The following is a 25,246-nucleotide window of genomic DNA, read 5'->3' on the forward strand; positions in this document are numbered from 1 at the left end:
AAAGAGGGGCTCTAAAAATGCTATTTTTGAAAGGCATTAGCTTCCTGCTTCAAGAACCTTACCTTTAATTTTAATAGATTTTGCAGGGACGTCGGCATTAGAATAAACTGTAACAGTTTTTCTAATAGGACCAACCCTGTTAGTGTCATATTTCACTTTGATCTCTCCCGATTCTCCCGGTGCTATAGGACCTTCAGGTTTTTCTGGAATTGTACATCCGCAACTTGAAGTTACATCGGTAATTACAAGAGGAACATTACCTGTGTTGGTGAATTCAAATACACGAACTCCGTCACTTCCTTTTTGTATTTCGCCATAGTCAATTACTTCTGACTTAAATTCGATTTTGGCCGTTTCCTGCGCCTGTACTGCAAAACCTGCAAAAACGAAGATGGCAATTGCAATTAATTTTTTCATAGTTTTTGGTTTAATCAGAATTGTAAATATACTATTTATCTGCTTAAAGTGATAAATAAAATGGCATTCCTTTAGTTCGCCTTTTATAATCCTGAAGTTATATTTACTTTTGCCAGATATTCCAAAAACCGCACCAAAGTATGTCTGTAGCATCAAAATACATAGCAAGGGAAGTAGAAAGTAAGTGGTATGACTACTGGATGAAAAATGGATATTTTCATTCCGAAGTTGACGAGAGAGAGCCCTATACTATTGTGATTCCGCCCCCAAACGTCACCGGAGTGCTGCACATGGGACATATGCTGAACAATACTATCCAGGACGTATTGATCCGCCGGGCGAGACTTAAAGGTTACAACGCCTGTTGGGTGCCGGGTACAGATCATGCTTCCATTGCGACAGAGGCAAAAGTTGTTGCTAAACTAAGGGCCGAAGGAATTGATAAAAACGACCTTTCAAGAGAGGAGTTTCTGGAACATGCCTGGGAATGGACCCATAAACATGGTGGAATTATCCTCGAACAGCTTAAAAAATTAGGTGCTTCCTGTGACTGGGAACGTACAAAGTTTACAATGGACGATGACATGTCTGCTTCAGTCATTAAAGTCTTTGTTGATCTTTATAAAAAAGGACATATCTATCGCGGCTACCGGATGGTGAACTGGGATCCTGAAGCCAAGACCACCCTTTCTGATGAAGAGGTTATCTACCAGGAGCGACAGGGTCAACTTTATTATCTAGAATATAAGATCGAAGGCTCAGAAGATACTCTCACCATTGCAACCACCCGCCCCGAAACCATTCTGGGTGATACCGCTATTTGTATCAATCCGAATGATGAGCGATTTGCGCATTTGAAAGGTAAAAAAGCCATCGTTCCATTATGTGAGCGCGTAGTTCCCATAATTGAGGATGAATACGTGGATATGGAATTTGGTACCGGCTGTCTTAAGGTTACTCCGGCGCATGATGAGAATGACAAGATGCTGGGAGATAAGCATAACCTGGAGGTGATCGATATCTTTAATGATGATGCTACCTTAAATTCCTTCGGAATGCAGTATCGTGGCATGGACCGCTTTGAAGCCAGGAAAAAAATGGTTTCTGATCTAAAAGAGAAGGGGATCCTTGTAAAGACTGAAGGTCATTTAAATAAAGTTGGTACAAGTGAACGTACCGGTGCCGTTATCGAACCGAAGTTAAGCGACCAGTGGTTCCTCAAAATGAAAGATCTGGCGCAACCGGCTTTAGATGCAGTTCTGGAAAAGGAAGTGAACCTGGTTCCCGAGAAATTCATAAATACTTACCGTCACTGGATGGAAAATGTTCGCGACTGGAATATTAGCCGACAGTTAATATGGGGACAGCAAATTCCCGCATATTACTACGGAGAGGGTAAAGAAGATTATGTGGTTGCCGAAAGTAAAGAGGAAGCGCTGCAATTAGCTAAAGAAAAGACCGGGAACAGCGATCTTACTCCCGATTCCCTGACGCAGGATAAAGATGCACTTGATACCTGGTTCTCCTCCTGGTTATGGCCAATAAGTGTCTTCAACGGGATCCTGGAGCCCGATAATAAAGAAATAAATTATTACTATCCCACTAATGATCTTGTAACTGCTCCGGAAATTCTATTCTTCTGGGTGGCACGTATGATCATTGCCGGATATGAATACAGAGATCAAAAGCCATTTAACAACGTTTATCTCACCGGAATTGTAAGAGATAAACAGCGGCGAAAAATGTCAAAATCCTTGGGAAATTCACCCGATCCGCTGGGTCTTATTGACGCTTACGGGGCCGATGGGGTAAGAGTGGGAATGCTGCTGAGTTCTCCCGCAGGGAATGACCTCATGTTTGATGAGGATCTATGTAAGCAGGGAGGAGCCTTTGTAAATAAGATCTGGAATTCCTTCAAACTGGTGAATTCCTGGGAAGTTTCAAAGGAAGTTCAACAGCCACAATCTGCTAAAATAGCTATTGAATGGTATGAGGCCAAATTCCAGAAGACGCTTCGGGAGATCGAAGACAACTATAAAAAATACCGCATCAGCGATGCTTTGATGGCTACTTACAAGCTGGTCTGGGATGATTACTGCTCCTGGTTCCTCGAGATGGTGAAGCCCGCATTCGGGCAGCCAATGGATCAGACTACTTTTGAGGCGGTAAATAATATTCTGGAGAAGAATCTAAAGATCCTTCATCCATTTGTGCCGTTTGTTTCTGAAGAGATCTGGCAATCGATGAAAGATCGAAAAGAAGATGAAGCTCTTATCATTGCTGCCTGGCCAAAAATGGAAGATTTTGATGCTGTTATTATTGATGAATTCGCTGTAGCTTCCGAGGTTATTTCAGGGGTAAGAAGCATTCGCAAGGAGAAGAATATTCCTTATAAAGATCAGATCGAACTACAGGTGCTGAATAATGAAAATGTTGCTGAAACTTTTGATCCTGTGATTGAAAAACTGGGGAACCTTTCTGCTTTGTCTTACACTACACAACAGGTGCAGGGAGCTCTCTCCTTTAGGGTGAAGTCAAATGATTATTTCATCCCGGTCGCCGGTGCTGTAGATGTGGAAGCTGAAAAAGCTAAACTCGAAGAGGAACTGAACTACACCCGCGGATTTTTAAAATCTGTGGAAAAGAAGCTATCTAATGAACGATTTGTTAGCGGCGCTCCCGCCAAAGTAGTCGAAATAGAGCAGCAGAAAAAAGCGGATGCCGAGGCCAAGATAGAAGCTATACTGGCAAGTTTGAAAGCGCTTTCATAGGGTTCAAGGTTTAAAGTTTAAAGTTTAAGGTGGTTTCAGGAAGACGTTATCATCTCGACAGAGTTTTCGGAACGGAAGTGAAGGAAACGACGAGAGATCTTTATACAAAAGTTGAGGCAGATTTCTCAGTCGCTGTAAAAGCTCTTTCGAAATGATAGTCTATATTCAGCCACTGTCAACGATTACTAGATGTGGTTCTTGCTCCGTAAATCTAATTTCGTACTTCTAACTTCCTGATCACTGATCACTGACCACTGATCACTATATTCAGTCCGGAATATTCTCTTCTACAAGTTGGATGTAAGCTTGTTTTGCCTCCTGTGCACTCATGCCTTTTACCTGGAGTAAGGCATTTAATTTGAAAGCATTCTTGATATCATTGTCTCCAGAAGGTATATATACTCCGGTGTGTTCGGTTGCCTGTTTGTAATAAGCATAAAGCTTAAGCATGAGATCTGGTGGAAATCTCCTGGTGGTATTACAGGCTTTTTCATAAGCTTTATCAAATGCCCTGTCTGTTTCTTCCGGAGTCATTTCAGGAAATTAGGAGATTTTAGCAATGAGGCTTATACCTCCTTTTACTTTCTGATTTAATTTCACCTCAAGAGGAGTGCCAACAGGAAGAAAAACATCTACCCGTGATCCAAACTTGATGAATCCGCTGTCACTTCCCTGGATAACTTCTTCACCTTCTTTTGCATAATTTACTATACGCTTTGCTAAAGCGCCGGCAATTTGCCTGTACAGTACTTCTCCGGTTATTTCATTCTCGACCACTACAGTGGTTCTTTCATTCTCTTCGCTGGCCTTAGGGTGCCAGGCGACCAGGTATTTTCCCGGATGATATTTGCTGTATTTTACCACTCCGCCAATAGGGTGCCTGGTAACATGAACATTTATCGGGGACATGAATACCGATACCATGAGACGCTGATCCTTAAAGTATTCTTTTTCAAAAACTTCTTCGATCACCACTACCTTGCCATCTACCGGCGCCACTACATGAGCATCATTAAGTTCGGTATTCCTCTTCGGGTTCCTAAAGAACTGGACTACAAGAAAGAATAAGAGGATCGTAACTAAAAGAATGGATACTCTAATCCAATAATCAAAAATAAAAGTATGTGCTATGAGATTTACAACGATCAATAAGATCATTGCAATTCCCATTATTTTATATCCTTCTTTATGAAACATAGTTTAGTATTTGCAAATAAGCGTAAACAAAGGGACTGGCAAAAATTATACTGTCCAACCTGTCAAACAATCCTCCGTGACCCGGCATTAGTCTGCCGCTATCCTTAACTCCTGCCTGCCGCTTGAACTTCGACTGAATAAGATCTCCAAGGGTGCCAAAGATGCTTAAAATAATGGCCATTCCTATCCAGGTGTGCAGTTCAAGCAGACCCGTTATAAGAAACACAATATATCCGGCAATTCCGGAAAAAATTAGCCCTCCCAGGAATCCTTCCACAGTTTTCTTCGGCGAAATACGTTCGAAGAGCTTTTTCTTCCCAAAGTTCTTACCAACAAGATAGGCAAAAGTATCATTAATCCAAATAAGAGAAAAGATGCCGATAACGAGTTCGGGTGTAAAATCTCCGGTATAGCTGGGGATGAGGGTAAGAAAGATCAGGGAAGCAATAAGGTAAAATATGATAATTACATATTTCTTCTTTTCAAATATTGGGATCTTGTTTACCAGCATCAGGTCCTTAACAAGAAAGAGATTGACAAAGATGGTGATCATTAGCAGGACAAGCGTGGCATAAGGGCTCCAGCGGGCATAACTAAAAAGGTAAAAAAGGGTAAAAAGCAGGATATAACCAAGATAACTTTTAAGGTGGAGCAGGCGCTGTAATTCCCTGAGGCAGATGACTCCAAATAACAAAAACAAGGTAGTGAAGGCGAATTCTGAGGAGAATATTGAGACTACGAGTATAGAAACGTACATAATCCCCGATAAACCCCTAATAATGTTTTCCTTCATGTTATAGATCTTCCAGAAGCAGCAAATATAGGTTTTTTGTGCTACTTCCATAACTCATGAAGTCCCCTTCCTTATTGTTTTCGAAATTTTTTATGGTAGTTATATTAGAAGGAATGCGATCTTTATTCTTGAATTTTATTCCTCTTAAACCTTCGCCTATTATATCGACCAGTTTACTGGTAGAGGCCAGGATGATAAAATTGTAGGGAAGTTCTTTTAACTTCTTTTCCTTTATCTGGTTTGAGGAAATTAATATAGAACCATCATTGGCTATAAGATATTCACAGGTGCTCAAAAAGAATTCTGCCTCACCTGAAGTTGTGAATTCAAGGTTTTGGTCAGAAAATTTATCCCTTAAATTTTGATCAAAACAACAAGCTTTCTTTTCATACCAGTCATTCTCCAACATGATGTTCTCAAATGCTTCAATCAACTCCTCATTACTCTCACAATAAAGAAATTTGCCGCCATTGTTTTTGAAATTGAGCATAAAACGCTCGTCTGTAGGGAGCTTAACATCGGGCATGTACTTGCTACGGTCAGAATTTTCAACCTTATCCTGACCTTTGTCTGATTTAGATTTAGGGTTTAAGAAATTTCTAAATAGACTCATATAGGTTTAGTTTACACTAGGTAGCATTTCAACCAAAGGTAAAAAATCTTAACTTACAGATTAATATAAGTTAAGATTTTTTACGGGGAATTAAGTATTTTATTTTTCTTCGGAAGTGGATTGATCCGGAGCATCTGAAGTTGTAGTCCCACCGGGTACAGTTCTCTCAGTTACGGTTTCTTCCTGAGCAGGCACTTTTTTCTCCTGACTATTACCGCTCATGATCTCATCCCGGCTTTTGAAAGGTCTTTTTCCGAAGATCTCCTCCAGGTTATCTTTGAAGATCACCTCTTTTTCTAATAGAATTTCGGCAAGCTTGGTAAGCTTATCTTTATTTTCTTCAAGAATCCTTAGAGCCCGCTGATACTGTTCTTCAATAAGATTAGAGATCTCTTTGTCAATAAGTTCAGATGTTTTTTCACTGTAAGGCTTGGTGAAATTGTATTCGCTTTGACCCGATGAATCATGATAGGTAAGGTTACCTACCTTGTCGTTAAGTCCGTAGACCGTCACCATAGCTCTGGCTTGTTTTGTAACCTTTTCAAGATCACTTAATGCACCGGTGGAGATCTTATTGAAAACCACCTTTTCTGCAGCGCGACCACCAAGGGCAGCACACATCTCATCCAGCATCTGTTCCGGTCTCACTATAAGTCTTTCCTCCGGAAGATACCATGCAGCTCCCAGGGACTGTCCACGTGGTACAATTGTAACCTTTACCAAAGGAGCTGCGTGCTCCAGGATCCAGCTAACGGTTGCATGTCCTGCTTCGTGGAAAGCAATAGCCTGTTTCTCTTCGGGAGTAATGATCTTGTTCTTTTTCTCAAGTCCTCCAACTATACGATCTACCGCATCAAGAAAATCCTGTTTTCCTACAGCTGTTTTTTCTTTCCGGGCTGCGATCAATGCTGCTTCATTACAAACGTTGGCAATATCTGCACCCGAGAATCCCGGGGTTTGCTTTGCCATAAATTCTGTATCAAGCTCATCTGCCACTTTTTTCAAAGGACGCAAATGCACTTCAAATATTTCCTGTCTCTCCCTAACATCCGGCAGGTCGACATAGATCTGTCGGTCAAACCTTCCTGCTCTCATAAGAGCCTTGTCAAGAACGTCTGCACGGTTGGTTGCAGCAAGTACGATCACATTGGTATTCGTACCAAAACCATCCATCTCTGTCAGCAACTGGTTAAGTGTGTTTTCCCGCTCATCATTTGAGCCTGAAAAATTACTTTTTCCGCGGGCACGTCCAATGGCGTCGATTTCATCAATGAAAATGATAGCCGGAGATTTTTCTTTTGCCTGCTTAAATAAGTCTCTAACCCTGGAAGCTCCAACTCCCACGAACATTTCAACAAAATCTGAACCTGAAAGCGAGAAGAAAGGAACTTTCGCCTCTCCTGCAACCGCTTTCGCCAGTAATGTTTTTCCTGTTCCCGGAGGTCCCACAAGCAGGGCTCCTTTTGGGATCTTACCTCCAAGATTGGTGTATTTATCCGGGTTCTTAAGAAAATCCACGATCTCCTGAACCTCTTCCTTGGCACCCTCAAGTCCTGCAACGTCTTTAAAAGAAACTTTTACATCTGTATTTTGATCAAAAAGTTTAGCCTTGGATTTACCGATGTTGAAAATTTGTCCGCCGGCACCTCCTCCTGCGCCTCCGCTCATACGGCGCATTATGAAGATCCATATCCCTATTATCAATACAAATGGTAACAGAGTTAGTAAAACATCACCCCAAACATTCTGATGTGTCTCAAAAACTACCGGGGTGGCAAGATCATTCTCGGCCTTTACCTCCCTTATATCATCCTCAAGATTCTGAAGATCACCAAATTCAAAGATGTAAGCCGGATTCTCACCGCCGGGGAACATGTTGTCCTGAACGGCATTCTGGTGTACGTCTTTTGCTTTCGCCTCCTCTGTAAGGAAAACCTTTGCCTGATTGCGATTAACGATCACTACTTTACTAACATCTCCCTGCTCAAGGAACTGCAGGAATTCGGCAGGATTGGTTTTGGCAGGTTCATTAAACCCGCTTCCACTAAACCAGTTGATCCCGAGGAATACGAGTATAATGGCAGCGTAAATCCAGTATGCACTGAATTTTGGCTTTTTTGGTTCTTTATTTTTAGGTTGCTCTGTGGCCATGTATATTTTCTTAAATCTTAATAATTAGTCTCTATTGAAGTAGATTTTGCATCTCCCCAAAGACTCTCAATGTCGTAAAATTCCCTGATATGTTTTTGAAAAACGTGAACTACCACGTTGACATAGTCCATTAAAACCCACTCGGCATTGTCAGATCCTTCTATGTGCCATGGCTTGTCTTTCAACGATTTGCTAACGGATTTTTGAATGGAATTTACTATTGCATTGACCTGTGTATTGGAGGTTCCGTTACAGATAATAAAGTAATCACAAACAGTATTTTCAATCTCCCGCAGGTCCAGAAGTTCTATGTCGTTTCCTTTGACTTCTTCAATCCCCTTTATTATATGCGCAATAAGTATATCGTTGTTAGCTTCTTTTTTTGTCATTAAATTTATTTTCTTTGCGCAAAGTTATTACTTTTTGAGGTTTTTGAACCTTGGTTTTCATAACATTTAACGCCTGCATTATCTATTCTTCTCGTATGCACCTTATCAAAGTTAATGCCATCAACTCCACCAATTCCTTTGCCAGAGAATTGTACCGGGAAAAACCTCACCTGCCACTCACATGTATAGTGGCCAAAAAGCAGTTGCAGGGCAGGGGGCAACGGGGTACTGTTTGGGATGCTGAAGAGGGGAAGAACCTCACATTTAGTGTGTTTTTGCCGAAGCCTCAATTTCCCCCATCTCATCAATTTCTCCTTAGTGCAGCAGTAGCAGTATCCCTGGTAAACAGCCTTAAAAATTTTGATCTGCCAAATGTAAAGGTGAAATGGCCAAACGACATTCTGTCAGCAAATAAAAAAATAGCCGGAATACTAATTGAAAATATCCTGTCCGAAGGAAAAGTAGCCGGCTCTATTATTGGCGTCGGATTAAATGTCAACCAGGAAAACTTTGTTAATCTTCCGCAGGCTGGCTCTATGAAAACGCTTGCCAAACAGGAATATGACCCCGGGCTTGTGCTTGATACCATACTTAAGGATATGGAAAAGGCTTTTCAGGATCTTTCTGAAGAAAAAACCAACGACATTTTAACCTCCTATCAGGATCTGCTTTTCCGCAGAAACATTCCTTCAACCTTTGAATTGCCCCGGGGCGATCTCTTTACCGGCATGATCACCGGTGTGACTCCGCAAGGAAAGTTACTCGTGAAGGATGAAGAAGAATTAAAAGAATTTGATCTTAAGGAAATCAGACTTTGCTACTAAAGCTTAGCTACATTTTCTGAAAGATTGCCAATGAATTTCTTCAAAGGTCCTTTGACCATCATTGCCATCATTGTGTTGAACTTTCCGTGGAAAAACAATTGTGCCTGACTATGATTTTCATCTACCGGCTCGATCTCTACATCCAGGGAGAAGTTAAATTTATCTGATGTTGAACCCAGCTTAATATATTCCGGCTCCCGGGTTTCTTTGATCTGTAAGGCAATTTCGGGCATACCTTTTAGCGCAAAAACGAAGGTATCTTCAGATTTAACTTCGAACTTCTCTTTGCTTTCGGGCATGATCTGTTCATAGTTCTCCACGTTGGTCAGAAAATTGAATAATTCCTGCTGACTTTTATTTACGTTTACTTTATCACTCTGTAATTCCATAGCTATTTTTTCCAGTTGGCCGGATCCTTGCGCCAGCTTTGCAGCAGGTCACTCTCCGCCTGGTTAATATAATTTGTTTTAAGGGCTACCTCCAGCAAATATTCGTAGTTGCTAAGGGTATGCAGCTCAATTCCCGCCTTTTTAAAGTTTTCTGTAGCTGTGTCAAATCCATAGGAGAAGATGGCAAGCATCCCTTTAATATTGACATTGGCATCCTCAAGTGCCTTTACTGCATTGAGACTGCTGTTTCCGGTACTAATAAGGTCTTCGATCACTACCACCGTCTGGCCTTCTTCTATTTTACCTTCTATCTGATTCTGGCGGCCATGTGATTTGGCTTCGGGACGTACATAGGCAAAAGGCAGGCTCAGGTACTCGGCTACCAGCATTCCAATACCAATAGCTCCTGTGGCCACACCGGCAATGACATCGGCTTTTCCATATAGTTGTTCTATTTGCCTGGCTAAATGCTCCCGTACAAAATTACGGATGGGAGGATAGGAAAGAATGATGCGATTATCGCAGTAAATAGGGGAGTTCCATCCGCTGGCCCATTTAAAGCCTTGTTGTGCATCTAATTTTATTGCCTTAATTTGCAATAGCAACTCGGCAGTTTTGCGAGCAGTTTCCTTATCTAAAATCATACTGCAAATGTATAAAGTTTTTGTAAATGATATTCCTATTATTCTCTCAACAAAAAAGGATTTAGGTGAGAAATATGTATCTATTCCGTTAAAGGAAGTTAAATTTAAAAGAATTATCAAAAAGATCAATAAAGGGAAGCTGCTCTACGTCAACCTTTATCATGAGAAAAAAGAAAAGTTGCTTAAACACCTTTTTAAAAAACTGCCGGTCGTCACCGCCGGTGGTGGGATGGTCTTGAATGGAAAAGATGAAGTTCTTTTTATCTATAGAAATGGACGTTGGGACCTGCCAAAAGGTAAAGTTGAAAAAAATGAAAGTATTGAGTCGGGTGCAATACGGGAAGTAGAGGAGGAGACGGGTGTAAAAAACCTCAGGATCACAAAATTCCTTCAAACAACTTATCATGTATTTCAGCGAAAAGGTCGCTATCGCCTCAAGGTAACTTACTGGTATGAAATGAGAACCGATTTTGACGGGGAACTAATTCCCGAGGAAAAGGAAGGTATTAAGAAGGTGAAATGGAAGGATATGGAAAAGGCGCAGAAAGCCTTGAAAAAATCCTATGCCAATATCAAGTTGCTTTTTCCCGAAGAGATCTTACCTGTTCACTCGAAAAACGGGATATCTCAAGTGTGATTTCTCGTAATGTTCACTCTTCCTGTGGATCCATTCGAGCTGTGCATACCAGTTGGATGCAAATTCCCGATCGCTCTCTTTTAATTTCAGAAATTCCTCTTCAATCTCAGGATAATCGTCCAGGATCTCCCTCGCAACATCTTCAAATACATAAGGAGAAAAACCTTCTTTTTGCTGAAGTACACTATCAAAGAAGTTCCAGCTGAAAAATGAATCCGGAGCCTGGGGTTCCAATGTAGCCATTAGATATTTTGCCGCCCTTTGCTTTATCGGAATGAAATAGTCTCCTTTTCTAATATTTATCTTTTGTTGTGAAGATTCTACCTCCACGTTTGAATGCGGAAAATGTCCTTCGTATGACCTGTTTCTGGTCTTATAGTCTTTAATTCGGTAAACTTCCACCATCATAGTAGTATCCTTTTCAAAGGGAACCATATTGACCTTATTCATTTCCAGGAGTTCCAGGACCGGCCACCAGGCCTGGGAAATGATATAACCCTGGGGAATTCCAACTTCTCTGGTAGGTTTAAAGTTATTATAATAGGTGACTTCTTTGGTGAATGGTCTTGTGGTGTCATATTTAATCCTGTCAAAACCTGTCACTTCGCTGGGAATTCTTTCAGCTTCATAACCCTTGAACTTTAGCGTTGAAGTTTTGCTGCTGTCCACTTTAAAATCAAAGGCATATGATTTTTTTGCCTGAAAATCCCTGAGATCCTGAGCCCTTAGTTTTTTGATAAGTTCCGAATCCTCATCGGCAATATCTATCATAGACCGGAGGATCTCATAAGTACCACGCACTCTCTGGTCATAGGGTTTGAGCATGTGTGTTTCTATCATCATTCCCAGAGTGCCCCATAGGGAAGTGTAACCTGTGGAATATCTCGGTATGTCCAGGAACTGCGAAAATCCCTTTTCGGGCACATCTCCAAAAACATTTACATAAGGCGTAATATCCCATTTTTTCTTGCGTAAAGCTTTTTCAAGTGCAGGACGAAGATCAGTTTTAAGGTAACTTCCCATTTGCCCTCCCATCTGGTCATGCTGTGTGAATAAATGGGTGAGTGTATATTGATAGTCGGCTCCATTGCTTACATGAGTATCAATAAAAATATCAGGATTTACGTGATGAAAAAGTTCGTAGAAGGTGCGGGTATTTTTTGTATCGGCTTTCACGAAATCCCGGTTGAGATCAAAATTGCGGGCGTTACCTCTAAAACCATAGCTTTTGGGACCGTTTTGATTTGTACGGGTGAAGGAATTGCGGTTAAGCGCTCCTCCTATATTATATATAGGAATGGTAGCAATCACCGTATTTTCCGGAAGAACGATCGAATCCTGCGCCAGGTCTCTAAAAAGCATCATCGTGGCATCAATGCCGTCACTCTCGCCCGGGTGGATCCCGTTCATTATCAATACAACGCTATGGTCTTTACCAAGGCTTTCAAAATCAAAATTTTTGTTTCTGCTGTAAACCATGAGGTGCAGCGGTTCTCCACTGTCAGTCTCTCCAAATATCTGAAGATCTACGGTAGAATAAACTGCAGCAAGATCTTCATAGAAATCGATAACTTCGGTATAGGTGCCGGTTTCAGTGCCGCCAGATTTTTCAAATCTTGTGGTAAAATCATAATCCTGCTCCAGAATATAATTGGAAAAATCACAGGAGCTAAGACAAATAGCCGTGATCGCCAGAACCAGAATCTTTTTCATAAGGAATTATTAGCAGCCGTAAACATAAAGAAAAACTTGAAAAGCTTAAAGAAGTCTTAAGGTTTATAGGATATTTCGGGTCATTAAAAATATGACTTATTTTAGTGGCGGCATAAAAATTTCCTGAAATACCTTTCAAAAATGCCCTTTTTGACACCTCTTATTGATAAGTTTAAAACATCTGAATTGAAAAAAAATCTTCCCCTCCTGATCTTAATATTTTTCTTCGGAAATCTTTCAGCTCAAAACATCTCCGGAAAAATACTTGATGCTTTTTCCAATGCACCACTTACAAACGTGCAGATCTCTGCGGAAGGACTGTCTGAAATCACCTTTTCCAACACCTCCGGAAACTTCACTTTTACTGCGGACAACTTTCCGGTTAACCTCATTTTTGAAAAGCCGGACTACGGCCGAAGAGTGATACCGGTTAATGCTCCTGAAGAAGATCTGACAATATATCTGGCTCCGGCTGAAGGTTCTCTTTCTGAAGTTGTACTCCGCAGTACCATGATCCCCCAGGGGCTGCTGCAAACTCCGGCAGCCGTTTCAGTTCTGTCAGCCTCAGATCTGGAAAGATTTGATGAAACAAATATTATGCAGAATTTCAGCACCCTTCCGGGCCTTACCGTACATCAGGGAGCGCTCAACACCAATAAGATGAGCATACGCGGAGTAGGTGCGAGATCTCAGTACAGCACGAACCGGGTGAAAGCTTATTTCAAGGAAATTCCGCTTTCCTCGGCCGAAGGGGAGACCACCCTTGATGATTTTGATCCTGCCATAGTTGGGAGTGCAGAGGTGATCAAAGGTCCTGTTTCCAGTATCTATGGAGCAGGCCTCGGCGGAGTCATCACATTATATCCCGCACAGGCAGCACCGGGAACAACTGCCGGTGCAAAGACCACTTTTGGCAGCTATGGGCTTTCCCGTAATAATCTTAAGCTTGCTCATGCCAGCGGAAGTACAAATCTTGTTGCAACCTATAATAATCTGCATAGTGACGGCTGGAGGGACAACAGTAATTATGACCGCGACTCCTTTACAATCTATGGAGAGGTCAAAAATGAGGAAAACAATGCTCTTTATGTTTTTGGGCAGTTGGTGCGCCTAAAGGCCTATATTCCGAGTTCAGTAAATCGGGAAACCCTGGAAAATGATCCTTCTTCGGCTGCATTTACCTGGGCCGCTGCACAAGGATATGAATCATATGATAAAGGCCTCTTCGGAATTTCCTATGCACACAAATTTTCTTCATCTTTTGAGAATGTTACCAGTGTACACCTGACATTCAGAGACGGCTACGAACCAAGACCTTTTGATATTCTTAAAGAAGAGCAGGTGGCAAGCGGGGGGCGAACAAAATTTAGTCTGAAAAACCCATTTTTGGAACTGGAGTCACAGCTGAGTTTCGGGGCTGAGATCTATCGTGAATGGTATGATACTGCAACCTTTGAAAATCTTTACAGGGATTTTCCCGGCCGGGGAAGTGTAGCCGGTAACAGCCTTAGCAACAATGAACAGGACAGGAATTACTACAATATTTTTGCACAATACGATTTACAAATACTTCCTCAACTCCGTCTTGAAGCCGGATTAAACCTGAATTCCACTTCCTACGAACTCACAGATTTTTACGCTGAAGATGAGATCGATCAGTCGGGCGATTACCGTTTTGAAACCATACTTTCACCAAGATTGGGAGCTGTGTATTCCCTAACTCCGGGAAAAAATCTTTACGCATCCATAAGTCATGGCTTTTCTACGCCAACTGTAGCCGAAACTCTGACTCCCGAAGGTCTTATCAACACCAGTCTGGAACCGGAAACAGGCGTTAATTATGAAATCGGTTTCAAAGGGAATTTTCTCAATAACAGGCTTTATGCCGAGGTAGCTGCTTTCAGCATTCAGGTGGAAAATCTCTTGGTGGCTGAAAGAGTGGCCGAAGACCGCTACATTGGTCGCAACGCAGGAAAGACTGACCATAATGGAATAGAATTCCTGCTCAACTACAATTTTCCGGTCTTTACAGGTCTTCGCGCCCGGTCGTTTGTAAATGCTGCTTTCAACTCCTTTAAATTCGACGAGTTTGTGGATGAGGAAGAAGATTTCTCCGGTAACCGCTTACCGGCGGTCCCGGAAAGCTCCATCAATGCCGGACTCGATCTTATTACCACTTCCGGAATTTCATTGCGGGCCACCTGGCAACATGAAGGGGAAATGCCCCTGAATGATGCCAACTCTGAATTCCGCGATGGCTATAACCTCTTTCACCTGAAAGCCTCCTGGGCTCCTGAATTTTTCCGAAACTGGAACACAGAACTCTTCGCCGGACTCAATAATGTGTTTGATGAAAATTATGCAGCTTCGGTAATCCCGAATGCGGTAGGCTTTGGTGGTGCCGCACCAAGATATTTTTATCCCGGAATGCCAAGGAATTGGTTTGCGGGACTAGCTGTGAATTATCAGTTTTAAGCACCAAGCACCAAGCACCAAGCACCAAGCAGCAAATTTTTACCCACCGAAGCTTCAGCGGAGGTGGGCCAAATCAAAATACGGAGCTAACCTGCAAGGTCTTTTTCCAGACCTTGTAGGTTTCCTTTTTAACCTTGGATACTCGGATGTTTTTGTAAACACAGCACAAATTTGATATGATTTAACCCTGTCAGCGGCTTGCAGCCCTGACAGTGGTTGTTTGTTTAAGATTTCTTTACCTCAAAATTAACCTGCAAGGTCTTTTTTGGACCTTGCAGGTTTGAAGGAAACAAGACCTACAAGGTTTTTAAAACCTTGCAGGTCTGGGATTGGTTAACGATCAGAAAAAATATCAGTGTATCCGTGGCTTTTTTTTCAATTTCCAATGATCATATAACAATGAACAGAAAAATTTTTCGTAGCCTTTGCGAAATCTTTGCGGCCTTGCGAGAAAATATTCCTCTGCTTTTATTTCACGCAATATCCGTGTATCTGTGGCTATTTCTTCCGAATCCCCAATCCCGAATCCCGATTTAACGATTCCCGATTCCCGAATTAACCAATTAACCAATCCCCAATTAACTAATACCTACTTCCTAACCACATCGGGCACCATGAACTCATATTTCCCGCCATGGCGGATTACATCCCGCACTACGGTTGAAGAAATATGGCTTTTTCCGGAGGAAGTGACGAAGAAGATGGTATCCACCCCGCTCATTTTGAAATTTGTCTGACCTATGGTTTTCTCGTATTCCAGGTCAATAGCGTTTCGAAGACCTCGGAGAATAAAGCCGGCATTCTGTTCTTTGCAGAAATCTACTGTTAATCCGGTGTAGGTCATCACCCTGACTTTAGGTTCTGCTTTATAGATCTCCTCAAGAAAATGAAGGCGTTGTTCCAGGGAAAACATATATTTCTTGTCAGAATTGGTTCCTATAGCCAGTATGATCTGATCAAACAGAGGTAAGGCGCGGTCGATAATGTCTGTATGTCCCAATGTAATTGGATCAAAAGACCCCGGAAAAACGACTTTTTTCATTGCTGAATATTTACTCTAAAATAGAAAATTCTTACAATTAAAAATTTTAGGATTTTTATTTCCTTTTTCCTCTCTCCACTTTCCTCTTAAATTTAGTCCAGAGCAGTCTCAATGGCGCTCCCGAAAAGTTCTTCAAGAGATATCCCTGCTGCCTGTGCCTGTTGAGGTAAAATACTGGCCTCGCTAAGCCCCGGATTGGTATTCATTTCTATAAAATGCGGTTCATTATTATGGAAAATAAATTCTGATCTCGAGAATCCTTTCATTTTCAGCTTCCGGTAAATCAATTCAGCGATCTCCTGTACCTGTTTTGTCTGCTCTTCAGAAATTCTGGCGGGAGTGATCTCTTCCGACTTTCCGAGGTATTTGGCTTCATAGTCAAAAAACTCATTTTCAGAAACAATTTCGGTGACAGGAAGGGCTGTGATCTTTCCGTTGTGGGTGATCACACCAACAGAAACCTCAGTGCCATCGAGAAAAGATTCAATGATGATCTCATCATCTTCCTTAAAGGCAAATTTGGTGGCGGGAATAATATCCTCCCGGGTTTTTACCTTTGTAATTCCAAAGCTGCTTCCGGCTTTATTGGCTTTTACAAAACATGGAAGCCCCACTTTATTAACCACATCATCGGGATCGATTTCATCGCCTTTATCTACAAAATAATTCACTGCAGTTTTAACTCCGTAGGGTCGCAAAACGCTGATGAGGTCTCTTTTATTAAAAGTAAGTGCCGATTGGTAGAAATCGCAGGAGGTTTGAGGAATGCCCAACAGTTCCAGGTAGGCCTGTAGCAGTCCGTTTTCTCCGGGAGTTCCGTGGATGGTGTTAAAAACACAATCGAAAGTGATACGTTTTCCACCGATATTAACCGTAAAATCGCTTCGGTTTATTGGGTAAGGCATATCATTTTCACCAATTACAAACCATTCTTTTTGCAGAATATGCACCCGGTAGGGATTGTATTTGCTGCGATCAAGGTTTTTATATACTACGTTTCCGCTGTTAATGGAGATGCGATACTCACTGGAAAAGCCGCCCATGGCTATGGCTACATTTTTCTTCATAATTAAATATGGCCCGGTTTTTTACGTTAACAAAAGTAGCGACTATTAAATGAATGTCTGCAAGACCACCTGTTTTTATATCTTTGTTTTTTAATTTAAACTATGAGTTTTTTCAAATTCCTCTTCAGTAAAACCTTTTTAATTCAGTTGGTTTTAGCTGTACTGGCGCTCGTTTTGATCGCTTTCGTCATTTTAAAATGGCTGGATTTCTCCACCAATCAGGATCAAAGGATCACAGTTCCCAATCTTGCCCGCATGTCACTGGACCGGGTGGATTTGGAGCTGGAGGAACTGGATCTTCGCAGGGAGATCCTGGATTCGGCAAATTATAATCCCGATTATCCTCCTTACTCTGTTATTGATCAGGTGCCGCTTCCGGGGAAGCAGGTAAAGGAAAACAGAAAGATCTACCTTACGATCAATCCTTCAGGATTTACAAAAGTGGAGATTCCTGAGAACCTTATCCGCAGGACCAGAAGACAGGTGGAACCCACTTTGCGCTCCCTTGGTTTTGAAATAGGAACTGTTTCCTATAAACCGGATGTAGCCAAAGATGTGGTGCTGGAAATGCGTCATGAAGGTAAGCTTGTAGAACCTGGGATGAAACTTATGAAGACTTCAAAGATCGATCTTGTACTGGGAGATGGCTCCGGAAGATATGGCATGGAGGAAGAGGAAGAGCAGAGGAATACTGCTGAAAATCAAATTTTGAACGACCTGGAAGACGAAGAATATGATTTCTGATAATACAAGCCCTGAACCCGAAGATAACGATGATGAACTGTATGAACACCACAGGTTTGTAGCAGACAAAGGTCAGCAGCCGCTGCGGGTTGATAAGTTCCTTATGAACTATATCGAAAAAGCTACCCGAAATAAGATTCAGACGGCTGCCAAAGAAGGAAACATTCATGTTAATGAGGTTCCTGTCAAATCCAATTACAAGGTAAAGCCGGGTGATGTGGTGCAGGTGCTGTTTGAACATCCACCTTACGAATTTCTACTGACCCCGGAGGATATTCCGCTGGACATAGTTTATGAAGATGAGGCACTGCTGGTGGTGAATAAACCTGCCGGAATGGTGGTGCATCCCGGTCATGGAAACTATAGCGGCACTTTGATCAATGCACTGGTCTACCATTTTGACAATCTTCCACAGAATTCAGATGAAAGACCCGGACTCGTTCACCGGATCGATAAGGATACCAGCGGACTTCTGGTGATTGCCAAAACAGAGCAGGCGATGACGAAACTGGCCAAACAGTTTTTTGACAAGAGCAGTGAACGTGAATATGTGGCGCTGGTATGGGGTAATGTGGAAGAAGACGAAGGTACCATTGAAGGTAATATTGGTCGTCATCCCAAGAACAGATTGCAAAACACAGTTTATCAGGGAGAGGATGAAGATAAAGGCAAGCCTGCAGTAACACATTTTAAAGTACTTGAAAGACTTGGCTATGTGACGCTTGTTTCCTGTAAACTTGAGACCGGGCGTACACATCAGATCAGGGTGCATTTGAAACACATTGGTCATACGCTCTTCAATGATGAACGCTATGGCGGAGATAAGATCTTAAAGGGCACAACCTTTACCAAATACAAGCAATTTGTCGATAACTGCTTCAAAGTTTTACCACGACAGGCCCTTCACGCAAAAACTCTTGGCTTCAAGCATCCCGTTACGGGAGAGTGGCTGAGCTTTGATACTCCTGTCCCGGACGATATGCAACAATGTATTGAACGCTGGAGGAATTATGCAAAGAATCAAAAGGAATTCATCGACGAATAAGCATTTTCAATAGTATTATCAACAGGAAAGAAGAATCCCGGCAGGAAATCCCGTCGGGATTTAATATTTTAGTGGGGTAAATTAAAAAATCATTCCTCCGGAAAAATTATAATATGAAAATTGTTGTCTCCCCTGCGAAAACCCTCGACTACGAAACTAAACTACCTACCACTCGCGGCACCCAGCCTTCCTTTATAGAAACTACGGCTACCATCAACAGGAAATTGGCACGTATGTCAAAAAAAGAGCTCATGGAGCTAATGGATATAAGTGATAAACTGGCCGATCTCAATCACAGCCGTTACCAGGAATTCACAGAAGAACACGACAAAGAAAATTCCCGTCCTGCGGCCTATGCTTTTGCCGGAGATGTTTATACCGGGCTTGACGCCTACAGCATTCCTGCTGAAAAAATTGATTTTATGCAGAATACGTTGCGGATCCTTTCCGGATATTATGGGATCCTGAGACCTCTGGATCTTATGCAGCCGTACCGCCTGGAAATGGGAACATCATTGGCTGTGGGACGCAAAAAGAATCTTTATGAATTATGGCAGGAAAAAATAACTTCATTCCTTAACGATGAATTAAAAGATGGTGAACTCTTCGTAAATCTGGCGAGTCAGGAGTATTTTAAAGCTGTAGATACAGATAAACTGAAGGTGCCGGTGATCACCCCGGTATTCAAAGACTTCAAGAACGGAAAACTTAAGATCATCAGCTTTTTTGCCAAGAAAGCCCGCGGATCAATGGTGAGATATATCATAGATACAGAAGCCAAAACCCTGGAAGATCTTAAAGGATTCGATTACGATGGCTATCGCTATGCGGCTGAAGAAAGCAAGAAGAAAAATGAACTGGTTTTTACGAGATAGCTTCAGCAGCAGTTTATTGTTAAAGTATTTAAAAAAGCGGTGTCTCACCGCTTTTTTCTTTTTAATTTCTGAAAAAAGGAGGGCCTCCAAAATTGTCATTTTTGAAGGTGCTCTATTTCAAAGCATTAATTTAAAAAGAAGCTTCAGCAATGAAAATAAAAAAGGTTTTAGTCGCAAACAGAGGGGAAATCGCAATCAGGATCTTTAGGGCCTGTACAGAGATCGGACTAAGAACGGTAGGAATCTACACTTTTGAAGATCGATATTCCCTCCACCGATATAAAGCCGACGAATCTTATCAGATTGGCGATGATAAGGAGCCCCTAAAACCTTATTTGGATATAAAAGCTATTGTAAAACTGGCAAAGGAGAACGGTGTTGATGCAATACATCCCGGTTATGGTTTTCTTTCTGAAAATGCACAGTTCGCACAGGAATGTGAGGATAACGGGATCATCTTTATTGGCCCAAAAGTTTCAGTTCTTAAGTCTTTAGGAGATAAGGTGAGAGCCAAAGAGGTCGCTGTGAAAAATGATATTCCGGTGATACGCAGTAATGAGAAGGATCTGACCTCGGTAGAAATTGCTCTTGAAGAAGCCGAAAAAATAGGATATCCGGTTATGCTGAAGGCAGCTTCGGGTGGAGGAGGCCGTGGAATGCGGGTAATAAGAACAGAGGATGATCTAAAGAGTGGCTTCAATGAATCCCGGCGGGAAGCAAAGAATGCTTTTGGTGATGACACCGTCTTCCTGGAAAAATTCGTTGAAGATCCGAAACATATTGAGATACAGATCGTGGGGGACAACCACGGAAATCTTGTGCACCTCTTTGAACGCGATTGCTCTGTACAGCGGCGTTATCAAAAGGTAATTGAATTTGCACCTTCCCAGGATCTTGCTGAAGATATAAAGAACAACCTTTACAAATATGCCGTCAAACTTTGTAAGGCAGTAGATTATAACAACATCGGTACTGTAGAATTCCTTGTAGATAAAAGCGGAGAAATCTTTTTTATAGAGGTGAATCCGCGGATTCAGGTGGAGCATACGGTAACCGAGATCATCACCAACATTGACCTGGTAAAGGCACAGATATTTATTGCCGGCGGATATAAACTTTCAGACAAACAGATCAAAATTGAAAGTCAGGAAGCGATAAAGACCAATGGATACGCTTTACAATGCAGAATTACAACTGAAGATCCCACGAACGATTTTAAACCCGATTACGGAACCATCACTACTTACCGAAGTGCTTCAGGCTTTGGGATCCGTCTTGATGCCGGTAGTATTTATCAGGGTGTAAAGGTTTCTCCGTTTTTCGATTCCATGCTTGTAAAGGTTTCTGCCAGCAGCAGAACTTTGGACGGTGCCTGTAGAAAAATGCGAAGGGCGCTGGCCGAGTTCAGAATTAGGGGAGTAATGACTAATATGGGATTCCTCGATAATATTCTGGCTCATCCTACCTTCCGTAAAGGAGAGGTGACAGTGAACTTCATTAAAGACAATCCGGACTTATTCAAGATCAGGAAGACGCGGAACAGGGCGACTAAAATGGTGAAATTCCTTGGAGATGTCATCATCAACGGAAACGAGGATGTGAAAAACCCCGAACCGAATAAGCAGTTTATAAAACCTGTCATTCCCTCCTTTGAGTCAGGGAACGGGTATCCCAAGGGTACAAAAGATCTGCTGACAGAATATGGTCCCGAAAAATTCTCCCGCTGGTTGCTTCATGAGAGAAAAGTACATTTTACTGATACCACGATGCGGGATGCGCACCAGAGTTTGCTGGCAACCCGGATGAGAACCTACGACATGGAAAAAGTAGCCGAAGGTTTCGCCAGAAACCATCCGGAAGTCTTTAGTATGGAAGTTTGGGGAGGTGCGACCTTTGATGTTTGTATGCGCTTCTTAAAGGAGAACCCCTGGGAACGGCTGCAAAGATTAAGAGCCGCGATGCCGAACATCCTTATGCAGATGTTGTTACGCGGCTCTAATGGAGTTGGCTATACTGCCTATCCTGATAATCTCATTGAGAAATTTGTAGAACAATCCTGGGAGAACGGGATTGACGTGTTCAGGATCTTTGACAGTTTGAACTGGATGGAATCCATCGCCCCTTGTATTGAACATGTGAGAAAGCGTACCAATGGCTTGGCCGAAGGTACTATTTGCTATACCGGGGATCTCATGGATCCTAAAGAATCAAAGTACAACCTGGAATACTATGTCCAGTTAGGAAAAGATATCGAAAATGCCGGTGCTCATATTATTGGAATCAAAGATATGGCCGGAATTCTGAAACCCGATGCAGCCTATGAGCTGGTTTCGGCGCTTAAATCAAGGATCAATATTCCTTTGCACCTGCATACTCATGACACTTCTTCCATTCAGGCTGCGACCTATCTTAAAGCTGTGGAAGCCGGGGTGGATGTAATAGATGTGGCTTTGGGCGGACTATCAGGATTAACTTCGCAGCCAAATTTCAACTCTATAGTAGAAATGCTGAGGTTCCATGACCGCGGAAGGGAATTCAACACAGATAAACTGAATGAGTACTCGCAGTACTGGGAGGCAGTCCGCAGGTATTATTATCCTTTTGAATCCGGATTAAAAGCAGGATCAGGAGAGGTGTATAAGCATGAAATTCCGGGGGGACAGTATTCCAACCTGAAACCTCAGGCAGAAAGCCTCGGCCTGGCCGATCGTTTCCACGAGATCACCGAAATGTACAGCAAGGTAAATGATCTTTTTGGAGACATTATAAAGGTGACCCCAAGTTCAAAGGTTGTTGGTGACATGGCGCAATATTTAGTGAGTAATAATCTTTCCATAGAAGATGTGCTGGAGAAAGGAGATGAGATCTCTTTCCCGCAATCGGTTAAGAGTTTCTTCAGGGGAGACCTGGGGCAACCTTATGGTGGCTTCCCCGAAAAGATCCAGAAGATCGTACTAAAGGATGAAAAGCCTTATACTGAACGACCCAATGCACACCTGGAGCCTATTGATTTTGAAAAGGAGTTTGAAGAATTTAAAGAGACCTTTGAAGAAGGAATGGGCAGAGATGTGGAGATCACAGATTTCCTATCCTATAAGCTCTATCCAAAGGTTTTTACAGACGCCTACAACCACCACATGGAATTTGGCAGCGTGATGAATGTGCCAACGAAGAATTTCTTCTACGGAATGGAACGTGGAGAAGAGATCATCGTGGAACTTGACCGCGGAAAAACATTATTGATCGAATTCCTTTCTGTCGGGGAAACCAATGACGACGGAATGGCCCGGATCTTCTTTAAAGTCAACGGTCAAACACGGGCGGTAGAAGTCAAGGATCAATCGGTCAAAGTGGAGAAAGTCGTGCATCAGAAAGTAGAAAAGGATGATAAAAAACAAATTGGAGCACCATTACAGGGAGCACTTTCAAATATCCAGGTAAAGCCCGGAGATAAAGTAGAGAAGAATCAGCCGCTGTTCGTGATCGAAGCTATGAAGATGGAAACGACCATCACCGCCAATTCCGAAGGAGAAGTCGACAAGATCGTCCTGAAAGAAGGAGATATGGTGTATGCGGATGATTTGGTGATTGTCTTAAAATAGTATTGAGTATTGAGTATTGAGAAGAAACAAGCACCAAATTCAATTTTAGAGGAAAGTGGAGAGAGGAAAGAGGAACGTATTTTTTGGTTTAAAATTTGCTTCTTTGACCTGCAACGTGCAACATGGAACTTTTTAACCCGCAACCCGCAACCCGCAACTCGCAACCCGCAACTCGCAACCCGCAACTCGCAACCTTGAACCTTAAACTTTAAACCTTGAACCTTTTTCATCATAAACACCCCTACGAACCCTTCATTCCCGAAGACGCCACAAAACTCATTGTCGGTACCTTGCCTCCTCCCAGATTTACCACCCGTGAGCTAAAAGAGGACGATGTGGATTTCTGCTATGGGAGTCGTGACGGCATGCTATGGCAGATCATTGACAGGATCTTTGATCTGGACCTGAAATTTGAGAATACTCCCGAGGCAGTGGCGCAGCGAAAAGATTTCCTGGCAAAAAAAGGGATTGGGATATGTGATACGGTGGAAAGCTGCAGAAGGGAAAAGGTCGACGCTTCAGACCTTGGAATGCTGCATGTGGAGTTGAGGGATCTAATTGGCATCTTAAAACGCCACGAAAAGATTGACACCCTTCTTTTTACCGGCGGAAACAGTAAAAACGGACCGGAATTCTTTTTCAGGAAGTTACTTAAACATCACGAGATAAAAATAAAAGTGATCTCTAATGATGTGCCCCGGGTACACCAGTTTCTGCTGGATGGCCGGCCCATCAACACCGTCTCCCTGACTGCGCCTTCAGGTTCTGCAAACCGTGCAATTGGGAGCATGGAATTGTACAAACACCTTAAAAAACAAGACCCCGAATTCAATACAATTGATTTCAGGGTCTTGCAGTACCGTCAGTTTTTTGAAGATTGATTAGTTATTCTTTATAATGTCAAAATTAAATATCCCAAAACGGGAAATACGGCTTAATTATCATATCACCAAAGCAGCTAATTGGAAAGATCCTAATGAGCTGAAAATGCAGTTTCAAAATGCCAGCATAGTTGGAGACGGAAGAGCTGTATTCAATATTAAAGGCAATAACTACAGATTAATAGTTGCCATTGATTATCAGTTTCAAGTAGTTTTCATAAGGTTCATCGGAACCCATAAACAATACGATTCGATTGATGCTAAAACCATTTGATTATGAACATTCGACCAATAAAAACAGAAAATGACTATAATTTCGCACTTAGCAGAATTGAGAAGCTGTGGGGAGCACAAAGAGATACACCGGAAGGTGACGAATTCGACTTATTGGTTGCACCACCAGATCCAATAGATGCAATTAAATTCCGAATGGAGCAAATGGGGATGACTAACGCCGATATGGTAAAGTATCTGGGTAGCCAGAGTAGGGTAAGTGAAATTTTGAATAGAAAAAGAAATCTCACATTAGGGATGATCAAAACTTTATATAAAGAATTAAAAATACCGGCAGAGATCTTACTAGCCTAAAATTTCCTTCAATTTAATAACCATTAAAAAACAAAACCCCGAATTCAATAAAATTGATTTCAGGGTCTTGCAGTACCGTCAGTTTTTTGAAGACTAGACGGTTTCTTCTTTTTCAAGCGGATCTTTAATTTGTTGAGGTTTTGTAGTAAATTTTCCTCTTCTAGGTCGCAGTTTTCCAAAAGTATTGAGCGGAGTCTTACCACCTTTGGTCTTTTTCTCTCCTTTCTCCATTACTTTTTTTTCTGCTGGTCTTTTATAGTCTTTTCGTCAATATCAAAATCATTGGTTTCAATATCACGATTTCCTATTTCACCGCTAAGTGGATCATTATCACTGCGTCTCTTTCTTTTATCGTGTTTATCTGATATACGTCCCATAACTTTAATTTT

The 25,246-nt window shown here is 42.0% G+C and carries 25 protein-coding genes; 11 read left to right on the forward strand and 14 right to left on the reverse strand.

Annotated features, from left to right (window positions below; genetic code table 11):
- Positions 1–36 precede the first annotated feature (36 nt).
- Positions 37–417: a DUF1573 domain-containing protein gene (locus tag G564_RS0115185; protein ID WP_029038409.1), complete on the reverse strand. Its 381-nt coding sequence runs from the start codon at positions 415–417 to the stop codon at positions 37–39.
- 140 nt (positions 418–557) lie between these two features.
- Here G564_RS0115185 and G564_RS0115190 point away from each other — a divergent pair, with 140 nt between their 5' ends.
- A complete protein-coding gene (locus tag G564_RS0115190) occupies positions 558–3,188 on the forward strand; it encodes a valine--tRNA ligase (protein WP_029038410.1) in 2,631 nt (876 codons plus the stop codon).
- 267 nt (positions 3,189–3,455) lie between these two features.
- On the opposite strand, the gene G564_RS0115195 is transcribed toward G564_RS0115190, so the two are convergent.
- The 6 genes from G564_RS0115195 to rsfS all read right to left on the reverse strand — a co-directional run bounded on the left by G564_RS0115195 (position 3,456) and on the right by rsfS (position 8,331).
- Positions 3,456–3,722 (reverse strand): acyl-CoA-binding protein, encoded by a 267-nt coding sequence (locus G564_RS0115195; RefSeq protein WP_029038411.1) that lies wholly within the window; start codon positions 3,720–3,722, stop codon positions 3,456–3,458.
- Between the two features lie 9 nt (positions 3,723–3,731).
- The gene (locus tag G564_RS0115200) at positions 3,732–4,385 is read right to left on the reverse strand and encodes a phosphatidylserine decarboxylase family protein (protein WP_029038412.1); all 654 of its coding nucleotides are present in this window, start codon (positions 4,383–4,385) and stop codon (positions 3,732–3,734) included.
- Positions 4,375–5,178, reverse strand: a complete 804-nt coding sequence (locus G564_RS0115205) for a phosphatidate cytidylyltransferase (RefSeq protein ID WP_029038413.1) — start codon at positions 5,176–5,178, stop codon at positions 4,375–4,377. The genes G564_RS0115200 and G564_RS0115205 overlap by 11 nt, the downstream gene beginning before the upstream one ends.
- Position 5,179: 1 nt before the next feature.
- Positions 5,180–5,791 (reverse strand): LUD domain-containing protein, encoded by a 612-nt coding sequence (locus tag G564_RS0115210; protein WP_029038414.1) that lies wholly within the window; start codon positions 5,789–5,791, stop codon positions 5,180–5,182.
- 99 nt (positions 5,792–5,890) lie between these two features.
- Entirely contained in the window at positions 5,891–7,942 is a 2,052-nt protein-coding gene (gene ftsH / locus G564_RS0115215) for an ATP-dependent zinc metalloprotease FtsH (protein WP_029038415.1), read from the reverse strand.
- 17 nt (positions 7,943–7,959) lie between these two features.
- The gene (gene rsfS / locus G564_RS0115220; protein ID WP_029038416.1) at positions 7,960–8,331 is read right to left on the reverse strand and encodes a ribosome silencing factor; all 372 of its coding nucleotides are present in this window, start codon (positions 8,329–8,331) and stop codon (positions 7,960–7,962) included.
- Positions 8,332–8,426: 95 nt separating this feature from the next.
- Between rsfS and G564_RS0115230 the strand changes: the two genes are divergently transcribed.
- Complete coding sequence (locus G564_RS0115230; RefSeq protein ID WP_029038417.1) at positions 8,427–9,155, forward strand: biotin--[acetyl-CoA-carboxylase] ligase; 729 nt, start codon at positions 8,427–8,429, stop codon at positions 9,153–9,155.
- On the opposite strand, the gene G564_RS0115235 is transcribed toward G564_RS0115230, so the two are convergent.
- Positions 9,152–9,544 carry an SRPBCC family protein gene (locus G564_RS0115235; protein WP_029038418.1) on the reverse strand — a complete coding sequence of 131 codons (393 nt, stop codon included), beginning with the start codon at positions 9,542–9,544 and terminating at the stop codon, positions 9,152–9,154. The genes G564_RS0115230 and G564_RS0115235 overlap by 4 nt on opposite strands.
- Positions 9,545–9,546: 2 nt before the next feature.
- Complete coding sequence (pyrE, locus tag G564_RS0115240) at positions 9,547–10,188, reverse strand: orotate phosphoribosyltransferase (RefSeq protein WP_029038419.1); 642 nt, start codon at positions 10,186–10,188, stop codon at positions 9,547–9,549.
- 7 nt (positions 10,189–10,195) lie between these two features.
- Here pyrE and G564_RS0115245 point away from each other — a divergent pair, with 7 nt between their 5' ends.
- On the forward strand, positions 10,196–10,825 hold the full coding sequence (locus G564_RS0115245; RefSeq protein WP_029038420.1) for an NUDIX hydrolase: 630 nt from the start codon (positions 10,196–10,198) through the stop codon (positions 10,823–10,825).
- Here the strand turns inward: G564_RS0115245 and G564_RS0115250 are convergent.
- Positions 10,787–12,538 carry a M14 family metallopeptidase gene (locus G564_RS0115250; protein ID WP_029038421.1) on the reverse strand — a complete coding sequence of 584 codons (1,752 nt, stop codon included), beginning with the start codon at positions 12,536–12,538 and terminating at the stop codon, positions 10,787–10,789. The two genes, G564_RS0115245 and G564_RS0115250, sit on opposite strands and share 39 nt — an antisense overlap.
- A 186-nt stretch (positions 12,539–12,724) precedes the next feature.
- Here G564_RS0115250 and G564_RS0115255 point away from each other — a divergent pair, with 186 nt between their 5' ends.
- A complete protein-coding gene (locus G564_RS0115255) occupies positions 12,725–15,013 on the forward strand; it encodes a TonB-dependent receptor (protein ID WP_051205534.1) in 2,289 nt (762 codons plus the stop codon).
- A gap of 589 nt (positions 15,014–15,602) precedes the next feature.
- Here the strand turns inward: G564_RS0115255 and coaD are convergent.
- Both coaD and G564_RS0115265 read right to left on the reverse strand, forming a co-directional pair.
- Complete coding sequence (gene coaD, locus G564_RS0115260) at positions 15,603–16,055, reverse strand: pantetheine-phosphate adenylyltransferase (protein WP_029038423.1); 453 nt, start codon at positions 16,053–16,055, stop codon at positions 15,603–15,605.
- Between the two features lie 92 nt (positions 16,056–16,147).
- Positions 16,148–17,122, reverse strand: coding sequence for a D-alanine--D-alanine ligase (locus tag G564_RS0115265; protein ID WP_029038424.1), 975 nt, complete (start codon positions 17,120–17,122; stop codon positions 16,148–16,150).
- Between the two features lie 102 nt (positions 17,123–17,224).
- Between G564_RS0115265 and G564_RS0115270 the strand changes: the two genes are divergently transcribed.
- The 7 genes from G564_RS0115270 to G564_RS0115300 all read left to right on the forward strand — a co-directional run bounded on the left by G564_RS0115270 (position 17,225) and on the right by G564_RS0115300 (position 24,857).
- Positions 17,225–17,866, forward strand: a complete 642-nt coding sequence (locus tag G564_RS0115270; protein WP_029038425.1) for a PASTA domain-containing protein — start codon at positions 17,225–17,227, stop codon at positions 17,864–17,866.
- On the forward strand, positions 17,856–18,911 hold the full coding sequence (locus G564_RS0115275) for an RluA family pseudouridine synthase (protein WP_029038426.1): 1,056 nt from the start codon (positions 17,856–17,858) through the stop codon (positions 18,909–18,911). Before G564_RS0115270 ends, G564_RS0115275 begins: the two co-directional genes overlap by 11 nt.
- A 113-nt stretch (positions 18,912–19,024) precedes the next feature.
- Positions 19,025–19,786 (forward strand): peroxide stress protein YaaA, encoded by a 762-nt coding sequence (gene yaaA / locus G564_RS0115280; protein ID WP_029038427.1) that lies wholly within the window; start codon positions 19,025–19,027, stop codon positions 19,784–19,786.
- A gap of 149 nt (positions 19,787–19,935) precedes the next feature.
- On the forward strand, positions 19,936–23,388 hold the full coding sequence (locus G564_RS0115285) for a pyruvate carboxylase (protein ID WP_029038428.1): 3,453 nt from the start codon (positions 19,936–19,938) through the stop codon (positions 23,386–23,388).
- 215 nt (positions 23,389–23,603) lie between these two features.
- A complete protein-coding gene (locus G564_RS0115290) occupies positions 23,604–24,269 on the forward strand; it encodes a uracil-DNA glycosylase family protein (RefSeq protein WP_029038429.1) in 666 nt (221 codons plus the stop codon).
- A 16-nt stretch (positions 24,270–24,285) separates the two neighbouring features.
- Positions 24,286–24,543, forward strand: coding sequence for a type II toxin-antitoxin system HigB family toxin (locus G564_RS0115295; protein ID WP_051205527.1), 258 nt, complete (start codon positions 24,286–24,288; stop codon positions 24,541–24,543).
- A 2-nt stretch (positions 24,544–24,545) separates the two neighbouring features.
- A complete protein-coding gene (locus G564_RS0115300) occupies positions 24,546–24,857 on the forward strand; it encodes a helix-turn-helix domain-containing protein (protein WP_029038431.1) in 312 nt (103 codons plus the stop codon).
- 93 nt (positions 24,858–24,950) lie between these two features.
- Here G564_RS0115300 and G564_RS20200 read toward each other — a convergent pair whose 3' ends face one another.
- Together G564_RS20200 and G564_RS20380 are read right to left on the reverse strand one after the other, a co-directional pair.
- The gene (locus G564_RS20200; RefSeq protein ID WP_084625658.1) at positions 24,951–25,088 is read right to left on the reverse strand and encodes a 30S ribosomal protein THX; all 138 of its coding nucleotides are present in this window, start codon (positions 25,086–25,088) and stop codon (positions 24,951–24,953) included.
- Positions 25,088–25,234 (reverse strand): hypothetical protein, encoded by a 147-nt coding sequence (locus G564_RS20380; RefSeq protein ID WP_156879261.1) that lies wholly within the window; start codon positions 25,232–25,234, stop codon positions 25,088–25,090. The genes G564_RS20200 and G564_RS20380 overlap by 1 nt, the downstream gene beginning before the upstream one ends.
- Positions 25,235–25,246: the final 12 nt, after the last annotated feature.

Source organism: Salinimicrobium xinjiangense DSM 19287 (assembly GCF_000423585.1).
GTDB lineage: Bacteria > Bacteroidota > Bacteroidia > Flavobacteriales > Flavobacteriaceae > Salinimicrobium > Salinimicrobium xinjiangense.